Genomic DNA, 21648 nt, shown 5'->3' on the forward strand with positions numbered 1-21648 from the left:
ATATTGGGCTGGGCGGGATGGGCCTTGCCCGCTTTCATCTCGTCGATGAACTTCTCGCCCATCGCACGGAAGGCGAGCGTATCGATGTCGAGCCGCGCCATGTCGCCGCGCAGGATCGGGTCGGCCGCCATCAGATCCTTGTGCATCGCGCCGACCGAACCCACCGGCGCGTTACCGGCGCCCGAGATCATCTCGCGCTCATGGCCGAGCAGATATTTGGCGACGTCCCAGCCGCGATTGAGTTCGCCGACGATCTGCGCCTTGGGCACAACGACATTGTCGAAAAACGTCTCGCAGAAAGGCGAATTGCCCGAGATCAGCTTGATCGGCTTGGTGGTGACGCCCGGCGTCGCCATGTCGAATAGCAGGAAGCTGATGCCCTTATATTTGTCGTCCTTGTCGGTGCGGACGAGGCAGAAGATCCAGTCGGCCTTGTCGGCATAGCTCGTCCAGATCTTCTGGCCGTTGACGACCCAATGGTCGCCCTTGTCCTCGCCGAAGGTCTGGAGCGAGACGAGATCGGAGCCCGAACCCGGCTCCGAATAGCCCTGGCACCAGCGGATCTCGCCCCTGGCGATCTGGTTGAGATAATGGACCTTCTGTTCCTCGGTGCCGAATTTGAGCAGCGCGGGGCCGAGCATCCAGATGCCGAAGGACGACAGCGGCGAGCGGCAGCCGAGCGACGCCATTTCCTGGCGGAGAATCTTGGTCTCGGCGGGCGAGAGGCCGCCGCCGCCATAGGGTTTCGGCCAGTCGGGCACCGTCCAGCCCTTTTCGGCCATCCGGTCCATCCACAGCTTCTGCGCGGGGTTCTTGTAAGTGGGATTGCGGCCGCCCCAGCAGGCGTCGGTCTCGTCCTTCACCGGCTCGCGCATCTCGGCGGGGCAATTGGCCTCCAGCCAGGCGCGGGTTTCCGCGCGGAAGGTCTCAAGGTCGCTCATTCGTCGCTCCTCTCCGAGCATGATTTCATGCCCGAGACTATGGCCGCAAAACCAGCCAAGCAAGGGATTCTGCGGGAATCGCAGGTGCCGTAGCGTCAGCGGCGCGCGCATTGACCATGCCCGTGCCACCCCCCATGCTTGCCGCGGAAAAGAGAGGATGGCCCTTGAGAGTCGAGAGCGAATCAGCGTCTCATCGCGTCCCCCTGCGCACCAAGCTGGCCTATGGTTTCGGCGCCGTCGCTTATGGCATCAAGGACAACGGTTTCTCCGTTTTCCTGCTGCTCTTCTACAATCAGGTGGTGGGCCTGCCCGCACATCAGGTCGGGCTGGCGATCATGGTCGCGCTGCTCGTCGATGCGTGCATCGATCCGCTGGTCGGCCATCTTTCGGATCAGACGCATTCGCGCTGGGGCCGGCGCCATCCCTGGCTCTATCTTTCCGCCGTGCCGATCGCACTGGTGTGGGTGCTGCTGTGGAATCCGCCCGATGCGTCGCCGGGGGTGCAGTTCGCCTATCTGATCGGCATCGCGATTCTCGTCCGCGCGGTCGTCTCCTGCTACGAAGTGCCGTCGCTGGCGCTCGCGCCCGAAATCACGCGCGACTATCACGAGCGGACCGCGGTGCTGCGCTATCGCTATTTGTTCGGCTGGGCGGGCGGCCTCGCGATGCTGGTGCTCGCTTTCGCGGCATTGCTGGTACCCGAGCCCGGCTATCCCATCGGACAGCTCAATCCCAATGGCTATCATCGTTTCGCCCTGGTCGGCGCGGCGATCATGCTCGTCGCCGTGCTGGTCTCGGCGATCGGCACGCATCGCGCCTATGCGCGCCGCCACGCCACCGCGCCGGAGCGGCTGCCCCTTGGCCCGACGCTGCGCGCGATCGCGGGGACATTGAGCAACCGGCCTTTCCTGATCCTGATGGCGGCCGCCCTTTTCGCCTTCGCCAATCAGGGCCTCACCTTCGCGCTCAGCAACTATCTGCTGCTGTTCGTCTGGGAGTTTCCGCAAGTCGCCTTCATCACCTATGCGCTTGCCCTGTTTGCCGGGGTGGTGCTCGCCTTTCTCGGCGTCGCCGCGATTTCGCGCCATATGGGGAAGAAGGATGCCGCGGCGTTGCTCGCGATCGTCAGCCTCACCTTCGCCACCCTGCCCTATTGGCTGCGACTCGCCGGCCTGTTCCCGGCCAACGGCGCGCCCTTGCTGATGCCGGCCTTCCTTTCGCTGATGGCGCTTTCGACCGCCGCGGGCGTCGGCGTGATGATCCTCACCGCCTCGATGGTCGCCGACGTCACCGAAGCGTCCGAAGCGAAAACGGGCAAGCGCACCGAAGGGCTGTTCTTCGCCGGATTCTTCTTCACGCAGAAATGCGTGACGGGAGTCGGCATCTTCCTGTCGGGCGCGCTGCTCGGCGCGATCGGTTTCCCGGCCGAAGCGCAACCCGCAGCGGTCGACTCAACGGTGATCACGCGGCTGATGGCGGCCTATGCGGGGCTGACCGTCGCGATCGGGCTGTGCGCGGCATGGATCTTCACGCGATTCCCCTTTGGTCGTGCGGAACATGAAGCGCGACTGCGCCAGCTTGCCGTAGCGGAAGGCGGGAACAATGCAGTCGACGCCTAAAAATCGGGGGTTCACAAGCCGGGCGGAATCGGCTTTCGCCTATCGGGCACGATCGAAAATCTGAGGCAGGAGAGACGCGATGGACTTCACCCTGACCGAGCGGCAAGCCTATTGGCGCGACCGCGTTCGCGACTTCATCGAGACGCATGTTCGTCCGCGCGACCATGATTATCATGCGCAGCAGGCCGAAGGCGGGCGCTGGAAAGTCCTGCCGGTGATCGAGGAGGAGAAGGCCCGCGCCAAGGCGGCCGGTATCTGGAACCTGTTCATGCCGCCGGCATCCGGCCGCACCCCTGTCGACGACAGTTTCGAATTTGACGGCCCCGGGCTCTCCAATCTCGAATATGCGCTGTGCGCCGAGGAAATGGGCCGCATCGGCTGGGCGTCGGAAGTGTTCAACTGCTCGGCGCCCGACACCGGCAATATGGAAGTGTTCCACCGCTACGGCACCCGCGACCAGAAGGACCGGTGGCTCAAGCCGCTGATGGACGGCGAGATCCGCTCCGCCTTTCTGATGACCGAGCCGGCGGTCGCCTCGTCCGACGCGACCAATATCGAGACGCGGATCACGCGCGACGGTGATGATTATGTGATCAACGGCCGCAAATGGTGGTCGTCGGGCGCGGGCGATCCGCGCTGCACAATCTCGATCCTGATGGGCAAGACCGATTTCGAGGCACAGCGCCACGCGCAGCAGTCGATGATCCTGATGCCGCTCGACGCACCGGGTGTGAAGATCCTGCGCCATCTGCCCGTCTTCGGCTATGACGACGCGCCGCACGGTCATATGGAGATCCAGCTCGACGACGTGCGCGTGCCGGCAGAGAATATTCTGCTCGGCGAGGGGCGCGGCTTCGAGATCGCGCAAGGGCGTCTCGGGCCCGGCCGCATCCATCACTGCATGCGCACCATCGGCGTCGCCGAGGAAGCGATCGAGAAGATGGCGAAGCGGCTGCTGTCGCGCGTCGCCTTCGGCAAGGCGGTGGCCGAGCACAGCGTATGGGAACAGCGCATCGCCGAAGCGCGGATCGATATCGAGATGTGCCGCCTGCTTTGCCTGAAGGCCGCCGACATGATGGACAAGGCCGGCAACAAGGCCGCGCAGGCCGAGATCGCGATGATCAAGGTGGCAGCACCGCGCATGGCGCTGCGCATCATCGACGATGCGATCCAGGCGCATGGCGGCGCCGGCGTGTCCGAGGATTTCGGCCTGGCCCGCGCCTATGCCGGCATCCGCACATTGCGGCTCGCCGACGGCCCCGACGAAGTCCATAACCGCGCGATCGCCCGCCTCGAATTCGGCAAGCATGGCGGTCGCGACGCGATCGCCGCGGCCAAGGCGGCGGCGGGATCGCGCTGATGAAGGCCGCCGTCCTCCACCAAGCGAAAATGCCCCTCACCATTGAGGAGATCGCGGTCGACAAGCCCGGTCCGCGCGAAGTGCTGATCCGCACGGTGGCGTGCGGCGTCTGCCGTTCGGACCTGCATTTCGTCGACGGCGCCTATCCGCACCCGCTGCCCGCGATTCCAGGCCATGAAGCGGCCGGAATCGTCGAGATGGTCGGCGAAGGCGTGACGACGGTGAAGGTCGGCGATGCGGTCGTCACCTGCCTGTCGGCCTTTTGCGGTCATTGCGAATTCTGCGTCACCGGCCGGATGTCGCTGTGCCTGGGCGGGGATACGCGCCGCAAAAAGGGGGAGCCGCCGCGGCTCAGCATGGGCGGTGCGCCAATCAACCAGATGCTCAACCTGTCGGCCTATGCCGAACAGATGCTCGTCCACGAACATGCCTGTGTCGCGATCGATCCCGAAATGCCGCTCGACCGCGCCAGTGTGCTCGGCTGCGCGGTGACGACGGGCGCCGGCGCGGTGTTCAACGTGGCAAAGCTCACGCCCGGAGAGACCGTCGCAGTCGTCGGCTGCGGCGGCGTCGGGCTCGCGGCGATCAATGCGGCGCGTATCGCGGGCGCGGGCAGGATCATCGCGGTCGATCCTGTACCGGAAAAACGCGCACTCGCCGAAAAGCTGGGCGCCACCGATATGGTCGATTCGTCGGCAGAAGGTGCGGTCGACGAGATCGTCGCGCTGACCAAAGGCGGCGTCGACCATGCCATCGAAGCGGTCGGACGGCCGGCATCGGGCGACATGGCGGTCAGGCTGCTGCGCCGCGGCGGCACCGCCACCGTGCTCGGCATGATGCCGCTCGACCACAAGACCGGGCTCAGCGCGATGGACCTGCTGTCGGGCAAGAAGTTGCAGGGCGCCATCATGGGCGGCAACCGCTTCCCGGTCGATATCCCGCGCCTCGTCGACTTCTACATGCGCGGCCTGCTCGACCTCGATACCATCATTGCCGAGCGCGTGCCGCTCGACAGGATCAACCATGCGTTCGACGAGCTTCGCAAGGGCGACTCGGCGCGCACCGTGATCGTGTTCGACGCATGACCGGGGATACGCAGGCGAACATGACCGGCACGGTCGAGGTTCCGGAAAAGGATCGGCTCGACGAAGCCGCGCTGACGGCGTGGATGACCGCGAACGTCGCGGGATTCGAGGGACCGATCCGGCTGACCAAGTTCAAGGGCGGGCAATCCAACCCGACCTATCGCATCGACGCGCCCAGCGGCGCCTATGTGCTGCGCCGCAAGCCGTTCGGGCCGCTGCTGCCGTCCGCTCATGCCGTCGACCGCGAATATCGGCTGATCGCGGCGCTTCATCCCACCGGTTTTCCGGTCGCCCGCCCATATGGGCTGTGCACCGACGACGGCGTGATCGGATCGATGTTCTATGTGATGGGCCTGGTCGAGGGTCGCAACCTGTGGGACGGTTCGCTGCCCGGTATGGCGCCGGACGAGCGACGTGGCCTTTATCACGCGATGATCGATACGATGGCCGCGCTCCACAGCGTCGATCACGAGGCCGCGGGCCTGGGTGATTATGGCAAGCCGGGCAATTATTTCGAGCGCCAGGTCGGTCGCTGGACCAAGCAATATCGTGCCTCGGAAACCGAGCATATGCCCGAGGTCGAGCGGCTGATCGAATGGCTGCCCAGGACGATGCCGGCACAGGATCGCGTCTCGATCGTCCATGGCGATTTTCGCATCGACAATATGATCTTCGACGCCGCCGAACCGCACGTGCTGGCGGTGCTCGACTGGGAACTCTCGACGCTCGGCGATCCGCTGGCCGATTTCTCCTATCTGCTGATGAACTGGGTGACCGAGCCGGAGGGCCGTTCGGGCATCCGTGGCCTCGATCTTGCCGCGCTCGGCATCCCGACGCTCGAAGAGACGGTGGAACGCTATTGCGCTGCGACCGGCCGCACGGGTCTGCCGGACCTCAACTGGTATTTCAGCTACAATCTGTTCCGCCTCACCGGCATCGTCCAGGGCATCAGGAAGCGTATCCTCGAAGGCACCGCGTCGAGCGCGCAGGCGGAAGCAACCGCCGCGCCCGCGCCGTCGCTGGCCAAGGCGGCCTGGGCGTTCGCGGTGAAGGCTGGAGCGGAATAGGAGACGCCATATGATCGGACGGTTGCAGGGCAAGAGCGCGGTCATCACTGGCGCGGGATCGGGCATCGGCCGCGCGACGGCATTGCTGTTCGCGCGCAACGGCGCGCGGCTGGTGATCGGCGACAAGGCCGACAGCGTGCACGAGACCGCGAAGCTGATCCGCGACGAAGGCGGCGAGGTCAACGCGATCCAGATGAACGCAGGCAAGGAAGAGGATGTGAAGAACCTCGTCCAGACCGCCCGGCTCTCCTATGGCGGACTCGATATCGCCTTTGCCAATGCCGGCATTTCGGGCGGGCTGACCGGTATCTTCGATCACAGCGTCGAGGATTGGCAGCAGATCCTGCAGGTCAATCTGATCGGACCCTATCTGATCGTGAAGCACGCCGCGCAGGAGATCATGAAGAAGGGCTCGGGCTCGATCATCTGCACCGCCAGCGTCGCCGGCATCCGGTCGGGCGCAGGCTGTCCGGCCTATTCGGCGTCGAAGGCGGGTGTGATCAACCTGGTGCAGACATCGGCGCAGCAGCTTTCGGGTACGGGCGTGCGGGTCAATGCGATCTGCCCGGGGCTGATCGAGACCGGCATGACCGAGCGTGCCTTCGTTTATGCGCGCGAAAAGGGCGTCGAGGAAAAGATCGGCCGGCTCAATCCGCTGCGCCGCGCAGGACAGCCGGAAGAGATCGCGTTCACGGCCCTGTTCCTCGCCTCCGACGAATCCAGCTATGTGAACGGCCAGGCGATCGCGGTCGATGGCGGGCTATCCAGCTCGCATCCCGTGACCCGCCAGGAAACCGGCAAGACCGCGGCATGAAGGACAATCATCGGTGAAATATCGCAGGCTCGGCGACAGCGATCTCCAGGTTTCGGAGATCGCGCTCGGATCATGGCTGACCTTCGGCGTCGGCGTCGAGGCGGACAAGGCGCGCGCCTGTCTCGACCGCGCGCTGGAGATCGGCATCAATTTCATCGACACCGCCAATATCTACGGCAAGGGCGCGGCGGAAACCTTCCTGGGTGAAGCGCTCGCCGGCCGGCCGCGCGACAGCTATGTGCTGGCGACCAAGCTGTTCTTCCCGATGACCGACACTGATCGCGGCCTGTCGCGCGCGCAGATCCTCAAACAGGTCGACGCGTCGCTCACCCGTCTCAAGACCGACTATATCGATCTCTATCAATGCCATCGCTATGACGACGAGACGCCGATCGAGGAGACGATGGAGGCGCTGAGCGAAGTCGTCCGCGCGGGCAAGGCGCGCCATATCGGCTTTTCCGAATGGTCGCCGCAGAATATCCGCGACGCGCTCGCCGTACCCGGAACGGTGAAGTTCGTTTCGAGCCAGCCGCAATATTCGCTGCTGTGGCGCGCGCCCGAAGCCGAAGTCATTCCGCTTTCGGCCGCGAACGGCATTTCGCAGATCGTCTGGTCGCCACTGGCGCAGGGCGTGCTCACGGGCAAATACCGGCCGGGCGAAGCCCCGCCACCCGATAGTCGCGCGACCAGCGACCAGATGGGCGGCTTCATCGATCGCTTCATGAACGATGCAGTGCTCGGCGCGGTCGAACAGCTTCGGCCGCTCGCCGCCGAAGCGGGCTGCACGCTGGCGCAATTCGCGCTCGCCTGGGTGCTGAGCGAACCCAATGTCGCATCGGCGATCATCGGCGCGAGCCGCCCCGAACAGGTCGACGACAATGCCGCCGCCAGCGGGCTTTCGATCGATCCGGCCCTGTTCGAAAAGGCCGAGGCGATCGCCGCTTCGATCGTGCGCGCATGATCACCATGTCCGATCCCGCCGAACTGGGCTTCGATGCCGAGCGCCTTGCCCGCATTCCCGCACATCTCAAGGCCAAATATCTCGATACCGGACGGCTGCCGCATGCCGCCTTGCTCGTCGGTCGCGGCGACGAGATCGCGCATCTCTCGGTCCAGGGCGAAGCCCGTGCCGGCGAACCGCTCAAGGACGATGCGATCTTCCGCATCGCGTCGATGACCAAGCCGATCACCTCGATCGCGTTCATGCAGCTTGTCGAGGAAGGCAAGCTGGCACTCGCCGATCCCGTCCACCGCGTGATCCCCGAATGGAAGGATCTCGGCGTCTTCGTCGCCGGCGGCGGCAACCAGCCCTTCACGTCACGCCCGGCAACGGCGCCGATGCGGATGATCGACCTGCTGCGCCATACCTCGGGCCTCACCTATGGCTTTCAGGAACGCACGCCGATCGACGCGGCCTATCGCGCAGCCAAGCTCGAAGCCTTTGCCGGCCCCGATCTGGAGGAGCTGATCACGCTGCTCGCGGGCATTCCGCTTCAGTTCGATCCGGGCAGTTCGTGGAATTATTCGGTGGCGACCGATATTCTCGGCGCGATCATCCAGCGCGTCGACGACCGGCCGCTCGACGAAGCGATCGCGGCACGCGTCACCGGTCCGCTCGGCATGGACGATACGCATTTCCAGGTGCCGGAGGCGAAGCATCACCGCCTGCCCGATTGCTATGTCTTCAATGCCGCCGAAACCAAGAAGATGTACGACACAGGCGCCAAGAGCGCCTGGGCGCGCAAGCCCAACCAGCTTTCGGGCGGCGGCGGCATGGCGTCGACATTGGCCGATTATCATCGCTTCTGCCGGATGCTGCTCAACGAAGGCGAGCTGGACGGCGCACGGATCATCAGCCGCAAGACGCTGGCGCTGATGACCGCCAACCATCTGCCCGGCGGCGGCGACCTGACCCAGCATTCCAAGGCGCTGTTCAGCGAGGCGGAGAATGCAGGCACCGGTTTCGGGCTGGGATTCGCGACCACCATCGATCCCGCTGCGACGATGGTCCCCGGATCGAAGGGCGATTTCTTCTGGGGCGGCATGTTCTCGACCGCCTTTTTCGTCGATCCGCAGGAAGACGTCATCATGATCTTCATGACCCAGCTGATGCCGTCGAACACCTATCCGGTGCGCCGCGAGATCAAGACCATGATCTATTCGGCGCTGGCCGATTGATGTCTGTGCCTATGTCTTCATTCATGACCTCATCTCTCCTCCCTGCGCGAAGCGTGGGGAGGGGGACCGCGACGCGAAGCGGCGTGGTGGAGGGGAAATGCGATGCATGATTTCGCGCCAGGAATATCGATGCAATTCCGATCGAAACTCCGCGTAACCCCAGTATCGCATTTCCCCTCCACCATCGACCTATGGTCGATGGTCCCCCTCCCCATCTTCGATGGGGAGGAGAGGGGCAGAATGACCAAACATAACTGAGTTGAGACAAGAGAAACTGGAGGAACCAATGTCCGTCGTCACCACCGAACGTCATGGCGAAATACTCGTCATCATCTCCAACAACCCGCCGGTGAATGCGCTCGGCGCCGCCGTCCGCCAGGGGCTCCAGGCCGGGATAGAGGAAGCGCTGGGCGATGATGCCGTGAAGGCGGTGGTCATCCGCTGCGACGGCCGCACCTTCTTCGCCGGCGCCGACATCACCGAATTCACCAAGGCCCCGGTCGAGCCGAGCCTGCCCGCCCTGGTCGACCTGATCGAAGCATGCACCAAGCCGGTGATTGCGGCGATCCACGGCACCGCGCTGGGCGGCGGACTCGAAACCGCCTTGTCCTGCCATTACCGGGTCGCCGTTCCGTCCGCCCAGCTCGGCGTGCCGGAAGTGAAGCTGGGCCTTCTGCCCGGTGCCGGCGGCACCCAGCGCCTGCCGCGCGTCGCCGGGATCGAGGCCGCCGTCGAGATGTGCGCGACGGGCAATCCGGTGAGCGCGAGCAAGGCCGAAAGCCTGGGGCTCGTCGATCTTGTGGCTGAGGAAGGCAAGCTCGCCGAGACAGCGATCGCCTATGCGCGCGACTGCATCGCCAAGGGTCCGCGCAGGTCGAGCGAATTGCCGGTCAAGGGCGATCCCGCCTATATCGAGACCTTCACCAAGGCCAATGCGAAGAAGTTCCGCGGCTTCGACGCGCCCGCCGCCAATATCGCCTGTGTCGAGGCCGCCACGCGCCTGCCCTTCCAGGACGGCATCGCATTCGAACGCCAGGAATTCATGAAGCTGATGATGGGCAGCCAGTCCGCCGCCCAGCGCCATATCTTCTTCTCCGAGCGCAAGGCATCGAAGATCGACGACGTGCCGGAAGACACGAAGCTGCGTGACATCCGCAAGGTCGGCATGATCGGCGCCGGCACGATGGGCGGCGGCATCTCGATGAACTTCCTGAGCGCGGGCATTCCGGTGACGATCCTAGAAATGAAGCAGGACGCGCTCGAGCGCGGCGTCGGCGTCATCCGCAAGAATTACGAGGCGAGCGCCGCCAAAGGCCGGATGAAACCCGAACAGGTCGAAGCCGCGATGGGCATCCTCACCCCGACGCTCGACATGGCCGACCTTGCCGATTGCGACCTGATCATCGAAGCCGTGTTCGAGAATATGGACGTCAAGAAAGAGGTGTTCGGCAAGCTCGACGCGATCGCCAAGCCCGGTGCGATCCTGGCGTCCAACACCAGCTATCTCGATGTGAACGAGATCGCGGCGTCGACCAGCCGCCCGCAGGACGTGCTCGGCCTGCATTTCTTCTCGCCCGCCAACGTCATGAAGCTGCTCGAGGTCGTGCGCGGCGCCAAGACCGCACCCGACGTGCTGGCGACCGCGATGGCGGTGGCCAAGAAGATCAAGAAGGTCGCAGTCGTCGCGGGCGTCTGCGACGGGTTCATCGGCAACCGCATGCTGAAGCCGCGCCAGATCGAGGCGATGAAGCTGCTGATGGAAGGCGCCACGCCGCAGCAGATCGACAAGGTCCATGTCGATTTCGGCATGCCGATGGGTCCATTCCAGATGAGCGACCTGGCCGGCGTCGATATCGGCTGGCACCGCGACCCCACCCGCATCGAGAATGTCCGCGACGCGCTGTGCGCGGTCGGCCGCTGGGGTCAGAAAACCGGCAAGGGCTTTTACGATTATGACGAGAAGCGGAACCCCTCGCCCAGCGCCGAGGTCCAGGCGATCATCGACGATTTCTCCGCCAAGTCGGGCGCGGTGAAGCGCGAGATCAGCGACGAGGAAATCATCGAGCGGACGCTCTACTCGATGGTCAACGAAGGCGCCCTGATTCTGGAAGAGAAGATGGCGCAGCGCGCATCGGACATCGATGTCGTCTGGGTCTATGGCTATGGCTGGCCGGTCTATCGCGGCGGCCCGATGTTCTGGGCGGACCTCGAAGGCGCCGACAAGATCAAGGCCGGGCTGGAGAAGCACGGTTTCGCGATCGCGCCGTTGCTTGCGGAGAAGGCTGCGAGCAAAGGGCGGTTCAACTAGAACGATTTCGAGGGAGATGGCGTCACCAGCCGGCTCGGAAGGTGATCCGGTTCAGCTCGAACCGGGTCGCCTCCCCTTCCGTTTGTCCCGAGCGAAGTCGAGGGACGTTGGTCGCGGCGCAGCGTGTCTCGACTTCGCTCGACACGAACGGGTTCTATTGCATCGCGATCGAGACATCGCTGCCTGATGTTGAGCGTGGTAGGTGGGCAGGGTGTGAAATGCCCCCACCCGCTCAGCGCGGCCCGTAGGCCCCGATCAATGCATCGGCGGCGCGGACCAAGGTCAGGGCCGGGCCCTGGCTGCCAAAGACATGATGGGTGCTGTACGCGCCTTCGATCAGCATCAGCAATCCGTCCGCCAATGCCTCGGGCTCGCGCACATCCATGCGCCGGGTGATCTCGACAAGCCGGCTGCGAAAGGCGACCTTGCAATCCTCCACCACCGGCCGGCCCGGATGGCTATGTTCGGGAAACTCGACCGCGGTGTTGGACATCGGGCAACCGCGAAAATCGGGGCTCGTCATCTGGATCGCATAATGCGCGACGATGGCGCGAAGCTGATCGCGGGGATTCTCGCCCGCCGCATCGACCGCGGCATCGATCTCCGCGCAGCTTTCCTCGACATAGGATTCGAGACAGGCGGCCACCAGCGCATCCTTGGATTCGTAGCTGCGATAGAGGCTCGGCTTGGTCACGCCTGCCTGGCAGACGATCTCGTCGACACCCACTGCGCGAATGCCGCGCTTGTAGAAAAGCTCTCGTGCAGTCTCGAAAATGCGCAGACCTGCGCCCTTGCGGGGTTCGCAGACGCAGTCGGCATCAAGGTCAACGGTCTTGGTCTTCATTCAAAGAGCGTCCGTGCGGTTTAAAAAGATGTAACAGAACGGTACCTAAAGTGCAAATCGTGCACCTGTGATGAACGACATCCACCATCACCGTCCCATCCATGGCCATAAGATGTTGATTATACGTCAATATACAAGCCTGCTTTCACCCCTGTAAGCTTTTCTATCATCGCCCATTTCGCAAGCGCAGCAGAAAAACGCTTGCCATGTTACCGATCGGTACCTATTAGAAACGTACCGATCGGTAACACTCCGATTCGGACTTAGAGACAGATCAGAACAGGGAGTTGCTCCGATGGCCTATCGTGCCTTCGACGGGTGGCCTTTTGGCGTCGCCGCTCAACAGGCGGACGAGACGAAAACGGCCGCGCCCGGACCAGAGCCAGTCTTCACCGCGCTCGAGCTGCATGTGCTGGCACTTGCAGCGCGCGATACGGCCTGGAGCGTTCGCCCGCGCACGCGCTTCGTGCGGATCGCCGAGGCGCTGTTCGGCATCCGTCGTCCCAATCCGCTCGCCAACCCCAGGCTGGAGGCGCTGCGGCGTTTCGCCGTGGTTGCACGGTATCTGCGCGACCGGCTGCCGGCCTACGAGATCGATGCCTTTCTTGCCGCCGGCTTCTCGCGCCGCGCGGTGTCCGCTCTTTCCTCCCTCTCCCGCTGAAAGGCGTACCCATGTACAAGTCATTCCCCGATCGCGACCGCGAACCCGTCGACAACCAGCCGGAGGAACAGCCCAACGGCGCGGACACCTCCGCACCGCAAAAGCGCCTTCCCTGGGGCGTGCAGCGCAAGACGCAGACCGGCATCGTTGCCGTTCTGATCGCCGCCGCCGCCTTTGCCGGGGTGAAGGGTTTCGGTGGCGGAGAAGCACAGGCCGACGCGCCGCCGCCACCCAATGTCACCGTCAGCCAGCCGCTGCAGCGCGCCATCACCGAATGGGACGATTATACCGGCCGGTTCGAAGCGAGCCAGGCGGTCGAGATCCGCCCGCGCGTCTCGGGCCAGCTCACCGCGGTCCACTTCAAGGATGGTGACATCGTCCAGAGAGGTCAGCTGCTCTTCACCATCGACCAGCGCCCCTTCACGGCGGCGCTTGCCGAGGCGCGCGCGCGCGCCGCGTCGGCGCAGACCCAGCTTGCCCTAGCCCGCAGTGAATATGCCCGTGCCGCACGGCTGATCAGCGACGAAGCGGTGAGCCAGGAAGAAGTCGATTCACTCCGCGCCGCGATGCGCTCGGGCGAGGCCGGCGTCGCCGCCGCACAGGCTCTGGTCCGCAGCCGTCAGCTCGATCTGGAATTCACCCAGATCCGCTCGCCGGTGACCGGCCGCATCTCCGATCGCCGGGTCGATGTCGGCAATCTCGTCGGTGCCAATGAATCGATGCTGACGACGGTGCTCGCGCTCGATCCCATCTACTTCACCTTCGACGGTTCGGAGGCGTTGTACCTGAAGGGTCTTCGCGACAGGCAGAAGGGCGGCAGCGAGGCGCAGCAGGTCCAGATCAAGCTGCAGGACGAGGCCGATTACAGCTGGTCGGGCAAGGTCGATTTCACCGACAACGCTATAGATCCCAAGTCCGGCACGATGCGCGGCCGCGCGGTGATCGACAATCCCGACTATTTCATCGCGCCCGGCATGTTCGGCAATATGCGGCTGACCGATGGCGGGTCCGCACAGGCGCTGCTGATCCCCGATGCCGCCGTCCGCACCGATCAGGCGCGCCGCGTGGTCTTCGTGGTGGCGAAGGACGGCACGGTCGCGGCGCGCGAGGTCGTACCCGGCCCGCTGGTCGGCGGCCTGCGCAGCATCCGCTCGGGGCTGAAGGCCGACGACCGCGTGGTCATCCAGGGCCTGCAGTTCGCGATGCCGGGCAGCAAGGTGAATGCGCGCATCGGCAAGATCGATCCGCCGGCATCGTTCAAGCCATCGACAACCCCGGTTCAGACGCCATCGGCGTCACAAGCGACGCTGGCGCGATGATCGGTTCCCCGCCCCGTCCGGGCTGAGCCCGTCGAGTCCCTCTCCTTGCCGCTCCGGCGCCACTATCGGGCCAGAGCGACAAGGTTTCGACGAGCCCGGCCCGGGCGGTCCCCAGGGCGATACGATCAGGCACAAAAACAAAGGCAAAAGCCATGGGCATCAGTCATTTCTTCATCCGCCGTCCGATCTTCGCGGGCGTGATCGCGATCATCATCTCGATCGTCGGCGCCGCGGCCTATTTCGGGCTGCCGGTCTCGCAATATCCCGATGTGGTGCCGCCGACGGTCACCGTTTCTGCCAATTATCCCGGCGCCTCCGCCGAGACGGTGGCGGACACCGTCGCAGCGCCTCTGGAACAACAGATCAACGGCGTCGACAACATGCTCTACATGTCGTCGCAATCGACCGGCGACGGCCGGCTGACGATCACCGCGACCTTCAAGATCGGCACCAATCTCGATACCGCGCAGGTGCTGGTGCAGAACCGCGTCGCGCTGGCCGAACCGAGCCTGCCCGAAGAAGTCCGCCGCCAGGGCGTCGTCGTCCGCAAGACGTCTCCGTCGTGGCTGATGGCGGTCAATGTGCTGTCGCCCGACGGCTCGCTCGATCGCGGCTATGTCTCCAACTACGCATTGACCCAGCTCAAGGACCGCCTGACCCGCGTCGACGGCATCGGCGACGTCCAGGTGTTCGGCGCGCGCGACTATGCGATGCGCATCTGGATAGATCCTGGCCGCGCTTCAGCGCTCGGCCTGACGGCGGGCGACATCGTCACCGCCTTGCGCTCGCAGAACGTCCAGGTCGCGGCCGGCACCGTCGGCCAGCCGCCCTTCGACACCGGCGCCGCGCAGCAGATCAACGTCGAGACCCAGGGCCGTTTCAAAACCGCCGACGAATTCGCCAACATCATCGTGCGCACCGACGAGAGCGGCGCGATCACGCGGTTGCGCGACGTCGCGCGCGTCGAGCTGGGCGCCGAGGATTATGGCGTGAACGCCTATCTGTCGGGCCAGGACTCCATCATCATGGGCATCACCCAGCGGCCCGGCACCAATGCGCTGGCCGCGGCCATGGGCATCAAGTCCGAACTGGCCGATGCCGCCAAGACTTTCCCCAAGGGGCTCGAATACCGGATCATCTGGAACCCCACCGAGTTCATCGGTGAATCGATCACCGCCGTGCAGAAGACCCTGTTCGAAGCGGTGCTGCTCGTCGTGCTCGTCATCATCGTCTTCCTGCAGAGCTGGCGCGCGGCGATCGTCCCGGTCATCGCGATCCCGGTCTCGCTGATCGGCACCTTCGCGGTGCTCGCGGCCTTCGGCTATTCGCTCAACACATTGTCGCTGTTCGGGCTGGTGCTCGCGATCGGTATCGTCGTCGACGACGCGATCGTCGTCGTCGAGAATGTCGAACGCAATATCGAGCACGGCATGAACCCGCGCGACGCCGCGCATCGATCGATGGACGAAGTGTCCGCGGCACTGGTCGCGATCGTGCTCGTCATGTGCGCGGTGTTCGTGCCGACCACCTTCCTCACCGGCATTTCGGGCGAATTCTATCGCCAGTTCGCGGTGACGATCGCGACCGCCACGATCATCTCGCTGATCCTGTCGCTCACGCTCTCCCCCGCGCTCGCCGCCCGGCTGCTCAAGCCCAAGGCGACCGAGGCGCCGGCCAGCGGCTGGCGGCGGATCGCCTATCGCGCGGGCGAACGCTTCAACACCAGCTTCGACCGGCTGAGCGTCTGGTATGGCGACTTCACCCATCGCGTCGCCGGCGCGCCGAAGAAGATGCTCGTCACCTATGCGGGCCTCGTCGTCGCCACGGTCGGCCTGTTCTGGGCGACCCCGGCGGGCTTCGTGCCCGCGCAGGACCAGGGCTATGCGCTTGCCGCGATCCAGCTTCCCCCGGGCAGTTCGGTCGAGCAGACCGACCGCGTGCTCAAAAAGGCAGTGAAGAAGCTGCTGGAAGTGCCCGGCACCCAGGCCGCTGTGATGTTCGCCGGTTTCGACGGCGCGTCGGGCACCCAGGCGCCCAATGCCGCCGCCGCCTATATCACCTTCAAGCCCTTCTCCGAACGTGCCGGCACCGACCGCACCGAGGCGAATATCGAGAACGACATGCGCGCGGCGCTTGCCGACATGGACGAGGCGATGGCCTTTGTCCTGCCGCCCCCGGTGATCCAGGGCATCGGCAATGGCGGCGGCTGGCGGATGATGGTGCAGGACCGCAATGGCGAGGGCTATCAGGCGCTCGAACAGGCGGCCGGCGGGGTGATCGGCGGCGCGCATCAGGAAAAAGGCCTGATGAACGTCTTCACGCTCTACAACACCGCCACCCCGCGCATCTATGCGGACATCGATCGCGCCAAGGCCGACATGCTGGGCGTACCGGCAAGCCGCGTGTTCGAGGCGCTGCAGGTCTATCTGGGTTCGGCCTATGTCAACGACTTCAACCTGCTCGGCCGCACCTTCCGCGTGACCGCACAGGCCGATGCGTCGTTCCGCGACGATCCGGCCGACATCGCGCAATTGAAGACGCGGTCCAATTCGGGCGGCATGGTGCCGATCGGCGCAGTCGCGACCTTCGAGAACAAGGCCGGCCCCTATCGCGTGACCCGCTATAACCTCTTCCCCGCGGTCGAGATCGATGGCGAGACCGCGCGCGGCTTCTCGACCGGCCAGTCGATCGCAACGATGGAAGTGATGGCGAAGAGCCTGCCCTCGGGTTTTCGCAGCGAGTGGACCGGCATCGCCTTCGAGCAGAAGGCCGCCGGCAACGTCGCCGCGATCGTCTTCGCCATGGCGGTGATCTTCGTCTTCCTCGTGCTGGCCGCGCAGTTCGAAAGCCTGGTGCTGCCGCTCGCGATCATCCTGATCGTGCCGATGACCTTGCTCGCGGCAATGGCGGGCGTGAACCTGCGGGGGATGGACAACAACATCCTGACGCAGATCGGCCTGATCGTGCTCATCGCGCTCGCCGCCAAGAACGCGATCCTGATCGTCGAATTCGCCAAACAGGCCGAGGAACGCGGCGCCACCGCGCTCCAGGCGGCGGTCGAGGCGGCACGGGCACGGCTTCGTCCGATCCTGATGACCAGCTTCGCCTTCATCCTGGGCGTGCTGCCGCTGGTCACCGCATCGGGACCCGGCTGGGAGCTCCGCCAGGCGCTCGGCACCGCCGTCTTCTTCGGCATGATCGGCGTCACCTTCTTCGGGCTGGTCTTCACGCCGGTCTTCTACGTCGCCCTCCGCACCATGCGCGGCTGGATGCCGCGTCGCGGAACGCCGTCGGAGCCCGCGCTCCAGCCCGCCGAATAAGGGAGAACAGAAAAATGACCCGCTTTCGCAACACTGCCCTGGCCTTTGCCAGCGTCCTGACCCTCGCCGCCTGCGCGGTCGGCCCCGATCATATCGCGCCGACGCCCGCGCCGGCAGCGGCCGGTCCGTTCATCGCCGCGGCCAACCCCGCTTTCACCGCCGCCGAGCCCGCGGGCGAATGGTGGCGGCTCTATCAGGATCCGGTGCTCGACACGCTGGTTGCGGACGCGCTCGTCCACAACACCGATCTGCGCGTCGCCACCGCCAACCTATCTCGCGCACGAGCCCAGCTGCGCGAGACCCGCGCCGGCCGCCTACCCCAAGCAACGGTCGGCGCGGGAGCAACCTACGGACGCGTGCCAGCGGGTCAGGCGGCCCCGGGCATCGACCGCACCGATTCGAGCTTCGATGTCGGGCTCGACATTTCCTACGAAGTCGACCTGTTCGGACGCGTCAGCCGTTCGATCGAGGCGGCGCGGGGCGATACCGATGCGGCCGAGGCCGCCCGGGACGCGGTCCGCGTCGCGGTCGCCGCCGAGACTGCACGCGCCTATGCCGATGCCAGCGCCGCCGCCGAGCGGCTGGGCGTCGCCGAACGCACCGTCACATTGATCGACCAGACGTTGAACGTCACCACCAAACGCTTCGAAGCGGGGCGCGGCACGCGTCTCGACGTTGCTCGTGTCGCGTCCCTTCGCGACCAGCAGCGTGCCGCATTGCCGCCGCTTCGAGCCGAGCGTGATGGGGCATTGTTCCGCCTCGCCACGCTCACCGGCCGCGCGCCCGCCCAGCTCCCTCCAGAGGCGGGCGCGCGCCGGACGATCCTGAAGCTCGATCAGGCGATACCGGTCGGCGACGGTCGCGCGCTGATCGCGCGCCGCCCCGATGTGCGTGAGGCGGAACGGCGGCTGGCGGCGGAGACCGCGCGGATCGGCGTCGCCACCGCCGATCTCTACCCCCGGATCAGCTTCGGCGCGTCGATCGGCGCGACCGGGCCGTCGATCGGCGACCTCTTCACCGGGGGGCCCTTCCGCTGGCTGCTCGGGCCGTTGCTCAACTGGTCATTCCCCAACCAGGAAGCCAACCGGGCACGGATCGAGCAGGCCGAGGCATCCTCGGCAGCGGCGCTCGCCAATTTCGACGGCGCCGTGCTCAATGCGCTGCGCGAAACCGAGACCGCGCTGTCGGCCTATGCCCATGAACTCGATCGGCGGATCGCGCTCAACGACGCACGCACCCAGGCCGAAACCGCAGCGCGCCTCGCCCGCATCCAGCTGCGCGAAGGCAAGATCGATTCGCTCGCGGTGCTCGATGCCGAACGCTCGTTGGCGCAGACCCAGGCAGATCTCGCTTTGTCCGACGCCCGGATCGCCACGACCCAGGTCGACCTGTTCCGCGCGCTCGGTGGCGGCTGGCAGGTGCAGACGACGGGCGGCTGAACGCTTTCGCAAATCCACCTGTCGCTCCAGCGAAAGCTGGAGCCCATGCGATGCCCCGGATCGCAGCGAGACTGAAAGATCGTATGGGCCCCAGCTTTCGTTGGGGCGACAGTTCAATTCAGGGTTTCGCCATCACCAGGCAGGCGGAATAATCGAGCCCCGCCGAGACGCCGTCGGCTTCGCGCGCCTTGACCTCGGCGGCAACGCGCTCGCGCGCCGTGGTCATCGCCGCATCGGCCTCGGGCCCCGATCTGCCCTCGGCCCGCAGCGCCTCGCGCGCCTTGTGGTCGAGGATCGACGCGATCGTCGCCAGCTTTCTGGCATCGTCGGACAGGCCGTTGCGGCCATGCTCGTCATCATAGGCAAGCCGCAGCATCGCCGCGCATTGCGGCAGTGTCGGCGCCGGAAGCGCCGGCAAGGCGTCGCGCATCAGCGCCAGACAGGCTGTCACCTCGGTATCCGGCAATGTCTTCGCCTTCTGGCGCTCGACGACCGCGGCCAGGATCGCATCGCGGACCTGCTCGCGCGTCTGGCCGCTCTGCTTCATCACCCGTTCGCCGACCACTTGCGCATAGCGCGCGCCATCCTCGCCCACGGCCGGCCAGCGTGTTTCCCCGCGCCCCTGCTCGTAGGTAACGATCGCGAGCGTCGCAACGCAGGCGATATCGCGCTGCTGCGTCGCATCGAGCGATGCGGCCGCCATCAACATGATCCATTCAACCACGCAGCGGCCCCAGCGCCTTCACGCGGTAGCAGGGCTTGAGGTCGAAATCCTCGGGCGCGTCGCGCACGGCCCGGCGCTCGGCGGCGATCGCCGCGTCGGCCGCCGCCTGCGGATCGGCCGCGGTGCGCTGCTCGGCGATCACGATCGCACGCAGCGCAGCGGTATCCTGAACGAAACCCGCGGTCATCGCGGGATCGCCGCTCTTCTGTTTCAGCTGATCGAGCGTGATCTCGAACAGCGCGGTGCAGCGCGCCGCGCTCGGCAAAGCCGATGCGGCGGGTGCGTCCTGCCCGAAGGCAAGCAGCAAGACGGCGAAAACCCAAAAATCCATGCGACGTGCTTGCCACGCCACGCTCCGCTTGAAAACTCCGGACATGACGGCGACAAGCGGGCCGTGTCGCGCTTCACCCCGATTCTCGCGCTCCTCGCCGGGCTCGCCTCCGCCACGGGCTTCGCGCCGTTGGGGCTTTGGCCAGTCACGCTCGCCTGCTTCGCGCTGCTGCTCCACCTCGTCCGTACCGCGCCGGCGCTCCGGTCCGCGCTGCTGATCGGCTGGCTGTTCGGCGTCGGGCATTTCACCGTCGGGCTCAACTGGATCGCCCATGCCTTCACGTTCCAGGATGCGATGCCGCATTGGTACGGCTATGGCGCGGTCGTCCTGCTGTCGCTTTATCTCGCCGTCTATCCGGCGATGGCGGCGGGCCTCGCCTGGCGCTGGGGTCGCGACCATGCAGCGGCCTATGTCCTGATCTATGCCGCCGCCTGGATTGTCACCGAGTGGCTGCGCGCGACGATGTTCACGGGCTTCGCATGGAATCCACTGGGCGTGACGCTGCTGCCGCTGCACCATATCGCCCGCTTGACCAGCCTGATCGGCACCTATGGCCTTTCGGGCATGGCGATGATGTTCGCGGCGATCGTCTGGCTGCTGGCGACGATGGTCAGACAGCGGAGCGCCCCTCGAATTGGGACAGGCAAACCCGGCGCGACGATGCTCCTCCTCGCCGCGCCGGTCGCCATCGCATTCATCCTTGGCTGGTTTCTGGGGCCCGCCACCGGGCCCGCCGGCCCGTTGATCCGCGTCGTCCAGCCCAATATCGGGCAGGAGACCAAATACGACCCGGCCCAGGACGCCGCCAATTTCCGCAAGCTCGCCACGCTTTCGGGCAGGCCTGGCGCGGAGCCGCGGCTGCTGCTCTGGCCCGAAGCGGCGGTACCCGAATATCTGGACGAGGATGTCTTTGCCCGCGCGCGTATCGCGGCGCTGCTCGGCCCGCGCGATATCCTGCTGCTCGGCGCGACCAAGCGCTATCGCGACAGCAAGGCCGTGGACGGCTATCTGGAAGAGCGCACGATCGGTGGGCGCAATTCCATGTACGCGATGGATTCGGCCGGGCGCCTGCTCCACCGTTACGACAAGGCGCATCTCGTTCCCTATGGCGAATATCTGCCGATGCGGCCGATCCTGTCGGCGATCGGCCTGTCGCGGCTCGTGCCCGGCGATGTCGATTTCTGGCCCGGCCCGGGGCCGCAAAGCTATACGCTGCCGGGCTTCGGCAAGGTGGGCGTGCAGATCTGTTACGAGATCATCTTTTCCGGCCAGGTCGTCGATCGCGCCAACCGCCCCGATTTCCTGTTCAACCCGTCGAACGACGCCTGGTTCGGCAGTTGGGGGCCGCCCCAGCATCTGGCACAGGCGCGGCTGCGCGCGATCGAAGACGGGGTTCCGGTGATCCGATCGACCCCGACGGGCATTTCCGCGGTGGTCGATGCCGATGGCCGCGTGCTCGCAAGCATCCCGCATCATCAATCGGGGTTCATCGAGACCCGCCTGCCCGCGCCGCACGCGCCGACGCTGTTTGCACGCCTCGGAAACATCCTGCCACTGGCGTTCGCAGTTTTTCTTGGGGCTCTCGGCGTTGCCTTGCGCCGCCGCCGCCGCTAAGGCGATTTCCGCATTTAAAGCTTT

The 21648-nt window shown here is 65.5% G+C and carries 17 protein-coding genes; 13 read left to right on the top strand and 4 right to left on the bottom strand.

From position 1 onward, the window contains the following. On the bottom strand, window positions 1–941 hold a 941-nt coding region (locus AC3WN8_RS25210), incomplete at its 3' end, for an acyl-CoA dehydrogenase family protein (RefSeq protein ID WP_492672260.1). A gap of 164 nt (window positions 942–1105) precedes the next feature. Here AC3WN8_RS25210 and AC3WN8_RS25215 point away from each other — a divergent pair. From AC3WN8_RS25215 to AC3WN8_RS25250, 8 genes are all read left to right on the top strand, one after another. Beyond that, window positions 1106–2560, top strand: coding sequence for an MFS transporter (locus AC3WN8_RS25215; protein ID WP_492672261.1), 1455 nt, complete (start codon window positions 1106–1108; stop codon window positions 2558–2560). A gap of 79 nt (window positions 2561–2639) precedes the next feature. Then, window positions 2640–3920 carry an acyl-CoA dehydrogenase family protein gene (locus AC3WN8_RS25220; protein ID WP_492672262.1) on the top strand — a complete coding sequence of 427 codons (1281 nt, stop codon included), beginning with the start codon at window positions 2640–2642 and terminating at the stop codon, window positions 3918–3920. Then, window positions 3920–5005, top strand: coding sequence for a Zn-dependent alcohol dehydrogenase (locus AC3WN8_RS25225; RefSeq protein WP_492672263.1), 1086 nt, complete (start codon window positions 3920–3922; stop codon window positions 5003–5005). Before AC3WN8_RS25220 ends, AC3WN8_RS25225 begins: the two co-directional genes overlap by 1 nt. After that, the gene (locus AC3WN8_RS25230) at window positions 5002–6072 is read left to right on the top strand and encodes a phosphotransferase family protein (RefSeq protein WP_492672264.1); all 1071 of its coding nucleotides are present in this window, start codon (window positions 5002–5004) and stop codon (window positions 6070–6072) included. The genes AC3WN8_RS25225 and AC3WN8_RS25230 overlap by 4 nt, the downstream gene beginning before the upstream one ends. Window positions 6073–6082: 10 nt before the next feature. Further along, entirely contained in the window at window positions 6083–6886 is an 804-nt protein-coding gene (locus tag AC3WN8_RS25235; RefSeq protein ID WP_492672265.1) for an SDR family NAD(P)-dependent oxidoreductase, read from the top strand. Between the two features lie 13 nt (window positions 6887–6899). Next, window positions 6900–7847: an aldo/keto reductase family protein gene (locus tag AC3WN8_RS25240; RefSeq protein WP_492672266.1), complete on the top strand. Its 948-nt coding sequence runs from the start codon at window positions 6900–6902 to the stop codon at window positions 7845–7847. Then, window positions 7844–9064, top strand: a complete 1221-nt coding sequence (locus AC3WN8_RS25245) for a serine hydrolase domain-containing protein (protein ID WP_492672267.1) — start codon at window positions 7844–7846, stop codon at window positions 9062–9064. The genes AC3WN8_RS25240 and AC3WN8_RS25245 overlap by 4 nt, the downstream gene beginning before the upstream one ends. Before the next feature lie 286 nt (window positions 9065–9350). Further along, entirely contained in the window at window positions 9351–11372 is a 2022-nt protein-coding gene (locus tag AC3WN8_RS25250) for a 3-hydroxyacyl-CoA dehydrogenase NAD-binding domain-containing protein (protein ID WP_492672268.1), read from the top strand. A 232-nt stretch (window positions 11373–11604) separates the two neighbouring features. Here the strand turns inward: AC3WN8_RS25250 and AC3WN8_RS25255 are convergent, their stop codons facing one another. Continuing rightward, complete coding sequence (locus AC3WN8_RS25255) at window positions 11605–12216, bottom strand: TetR/AcrR family transcriptional regulator (RefSeq protein ID WP_492672269.1); 612 nt, start codon at window positions 12214–12216, stop codon at window positions 11605–11607. 295 nt (window positions 12217–12511) lie between these two features. On the opposite strand from AC3WN8_RS25255, the gene AC3WN8_RS25260 reads away from it, so the two are divergent. The 4 genes from AC3WN8_RS25260 (at window position 12512) to AC3WN8_RS25275 (ending at window position 18955) form a co-directional block, all read left to right on the top strand. Further along, complete coding sequence (locus tag AC3WN8_RS25260; RefSeq protein ID WP_492672270.1) at window positions 12512–12877, top strand: hypothetical protein; 366 nt, start codon at window positions 12512–12514, stop codon at window positions 12875–12877. Window positions 12878–12888: 11 nt separating this feature from the next. After that, entirely contained in the window at window positions 12889–14196 is a 1308-nt protein-coding gene (locus AC3WN8_RS25265; RefSeq protein WP_492672271.1) for an efflux RND transporter periplasmic adaptor subunit, read from the top strand. 152 nt (window positions 14197–14348) lie between these two features. Beyond that, window positions 14349–17516 (top strand): efflux RND transporter permease subunit, encoded by a 3168-nt coding sequence (locus AC3WN8_RS25270; protein WP_492672272.1) that lies wholly within the window; start codon window positions 14349–14351, stop codon window positions 17514–17516. Window positions 17517–17530: 14 nt separating this feature from the next. Continuing rightward, window positions 17531–18955 carry an efflux transporter outer membrane subunit gene (locus AC3WN8_RS25275; protein ID WP_492672273.1) on the top strand — a complete coding sequence of 475 codons (1425 nt, stop codon included), beginning with the start codon at window positions 17531–17533 and terminating at the stop codon, window positions 18953–18955. A gap of 118 nt (window positions 18956–19073) precedes the next feature. On the opposite strand, the gene AC3WN8_RS25280 is transcribed toward AC3WN8_RS25275, so the two are convergent. Then, the gene (locus tag AC3WN8_RS25280) at window positions 19074–19658 is read right to left on the bottom strand and encodes a hypothetical protein (RefSeq protein ID WP_492672274.1); all 585 of its coding nucleotides are present in this window, start codon (window positions 19656–19658) and stop codon (window positions 19074–19076) included. A 13-nt stretch (window positions 19659–19671) separates the two neighbouring features. Continuing rightward, window positions 19672–20010 (bottom strand): hypothetical protein, encoded by a 339-nt coding sequence (locus AC3WN8_RS25285; RefSeq protein WP_492672275.1) that lies wholly within the window; start codon window positions 20008–20010, stop codon window positions 19672–19674. A 63-nt stretch (window positions 20011–20073) separates the two neighbouring features. Here AC3WN8_RS25285 and lnt point away from each other — a divergent pair, with 63 nt between their 5' ends. Next, window positions 20074–21624, top strand: coding sequence for an apolipoprotein N-acyltransferase (gene lnt / locus AC3WN8_RS25290; RefSeq protein ID WP_492672276.1), 1551 nt, complete (start codon window positions 20074–20076; stop codon window positions 21622–21624). Window positions 21625–21648 lie beyond the last annotated feature (24 nt).

The sequence above is a fragment of the Sphingobium sp. FW305-3-2-15-F-TSA7 genome (assembly GCF_058787155.1).

Bases quoted from the DNA above. Each gene is read 5' to 3' on its own strand.
- AC3WN8_RS25220 (WP_492672262.1), top strand. From the start codon at position 2,640: ATGGACTTCACCCTGACCGAGCGGCAAGCCTATTGGCGCGACCGCGTT.
- AC3WN8_RS25225 (WP_492672263.1), top strand. From the start codon at position 3,920: ATGAAGGCCGCCGTCCTCCACCAAGCGAAAATGCCCCTCACCATTGAG.
- AC3WN8_RS25230 (WP_492672264.1), top strand. From the start codon at position 5,002: ATGACCGGGGATACGCAGGCGAACATGACCGGCACGGTCGAGGTTCCG.
- AC3WN8_RS25235 (WP_492672265.1), top strand. From the start codon at position 6,083: ATGATCGGACGGTTGCAGGGCAAGAGCGCGGTCATCACTGGCGCGGGA.
- AC3WN8_RS25245 (WP_492672267.1), top strand. From the start codon at position 7,844: ATGATCACCATGTCCGATCCCGCCGAACTGGGCTTCGATGCCGAGCGC.
- AC3WN8_RS25250 (WP_492672268.1), top strand. From the start codon at position 9,351: ATGTCCGTCGTCACCACCGAACGTCATGGCGAAATACTCGTCATCATC.
- AC3WN8_RS25255 (WP_492672269.1), bottom strand. From the start codon at position 12,216: ATGAAGACCAAGACCGTTGACCTTGATGCCGACTGCGTCTGCGAACCC.
- AC3WN8_RS25260 (WP_492672270.1), top strand. From the start codon at position 12,512: ATGGCCTATCGTGCCTTCGACGGGTGGCCTTTTGGCGTCGCCGCTCAA.
- AC3WN8_RS25265 (WP_492672271.1), top strand. From the start codon at position 12,889: ATGTACAAGTCATTCCCCGATCGCGACCGCGAACCCGTCGACAACCAG.
- AC3WN8_RS25270 (WP_492672272.1), top strand. From the start codon at position 14,349: ATGGGCATCAGTCATTTCTTCATCCGCCGTCCGATCTTCGCGGGCGTG.
- AC3WN8_RS25275 (WP_492672273.1), top strand. From the start codon at position 17,531: ATGACCCGCTTTCGCAACACTGCCCTGGCCTTTGCCAGCGTCCTGACC.
- AC3WN8_RS25280 (WP_492672274.1), bottom strand. From the start codon at position 19,658: ATGGCGGCCGCATCGCTCGATGCGACGCAGCAGCGCGATATCGCCTGC.
- AC3WN8_RS25285 (WP_492672275.1), bottom strand. From the start codon at position 20,010: ATGGATTTTTGGGTTTTCGCCGTCTTGCTGCTTGCCTTCGGGCAGGAC.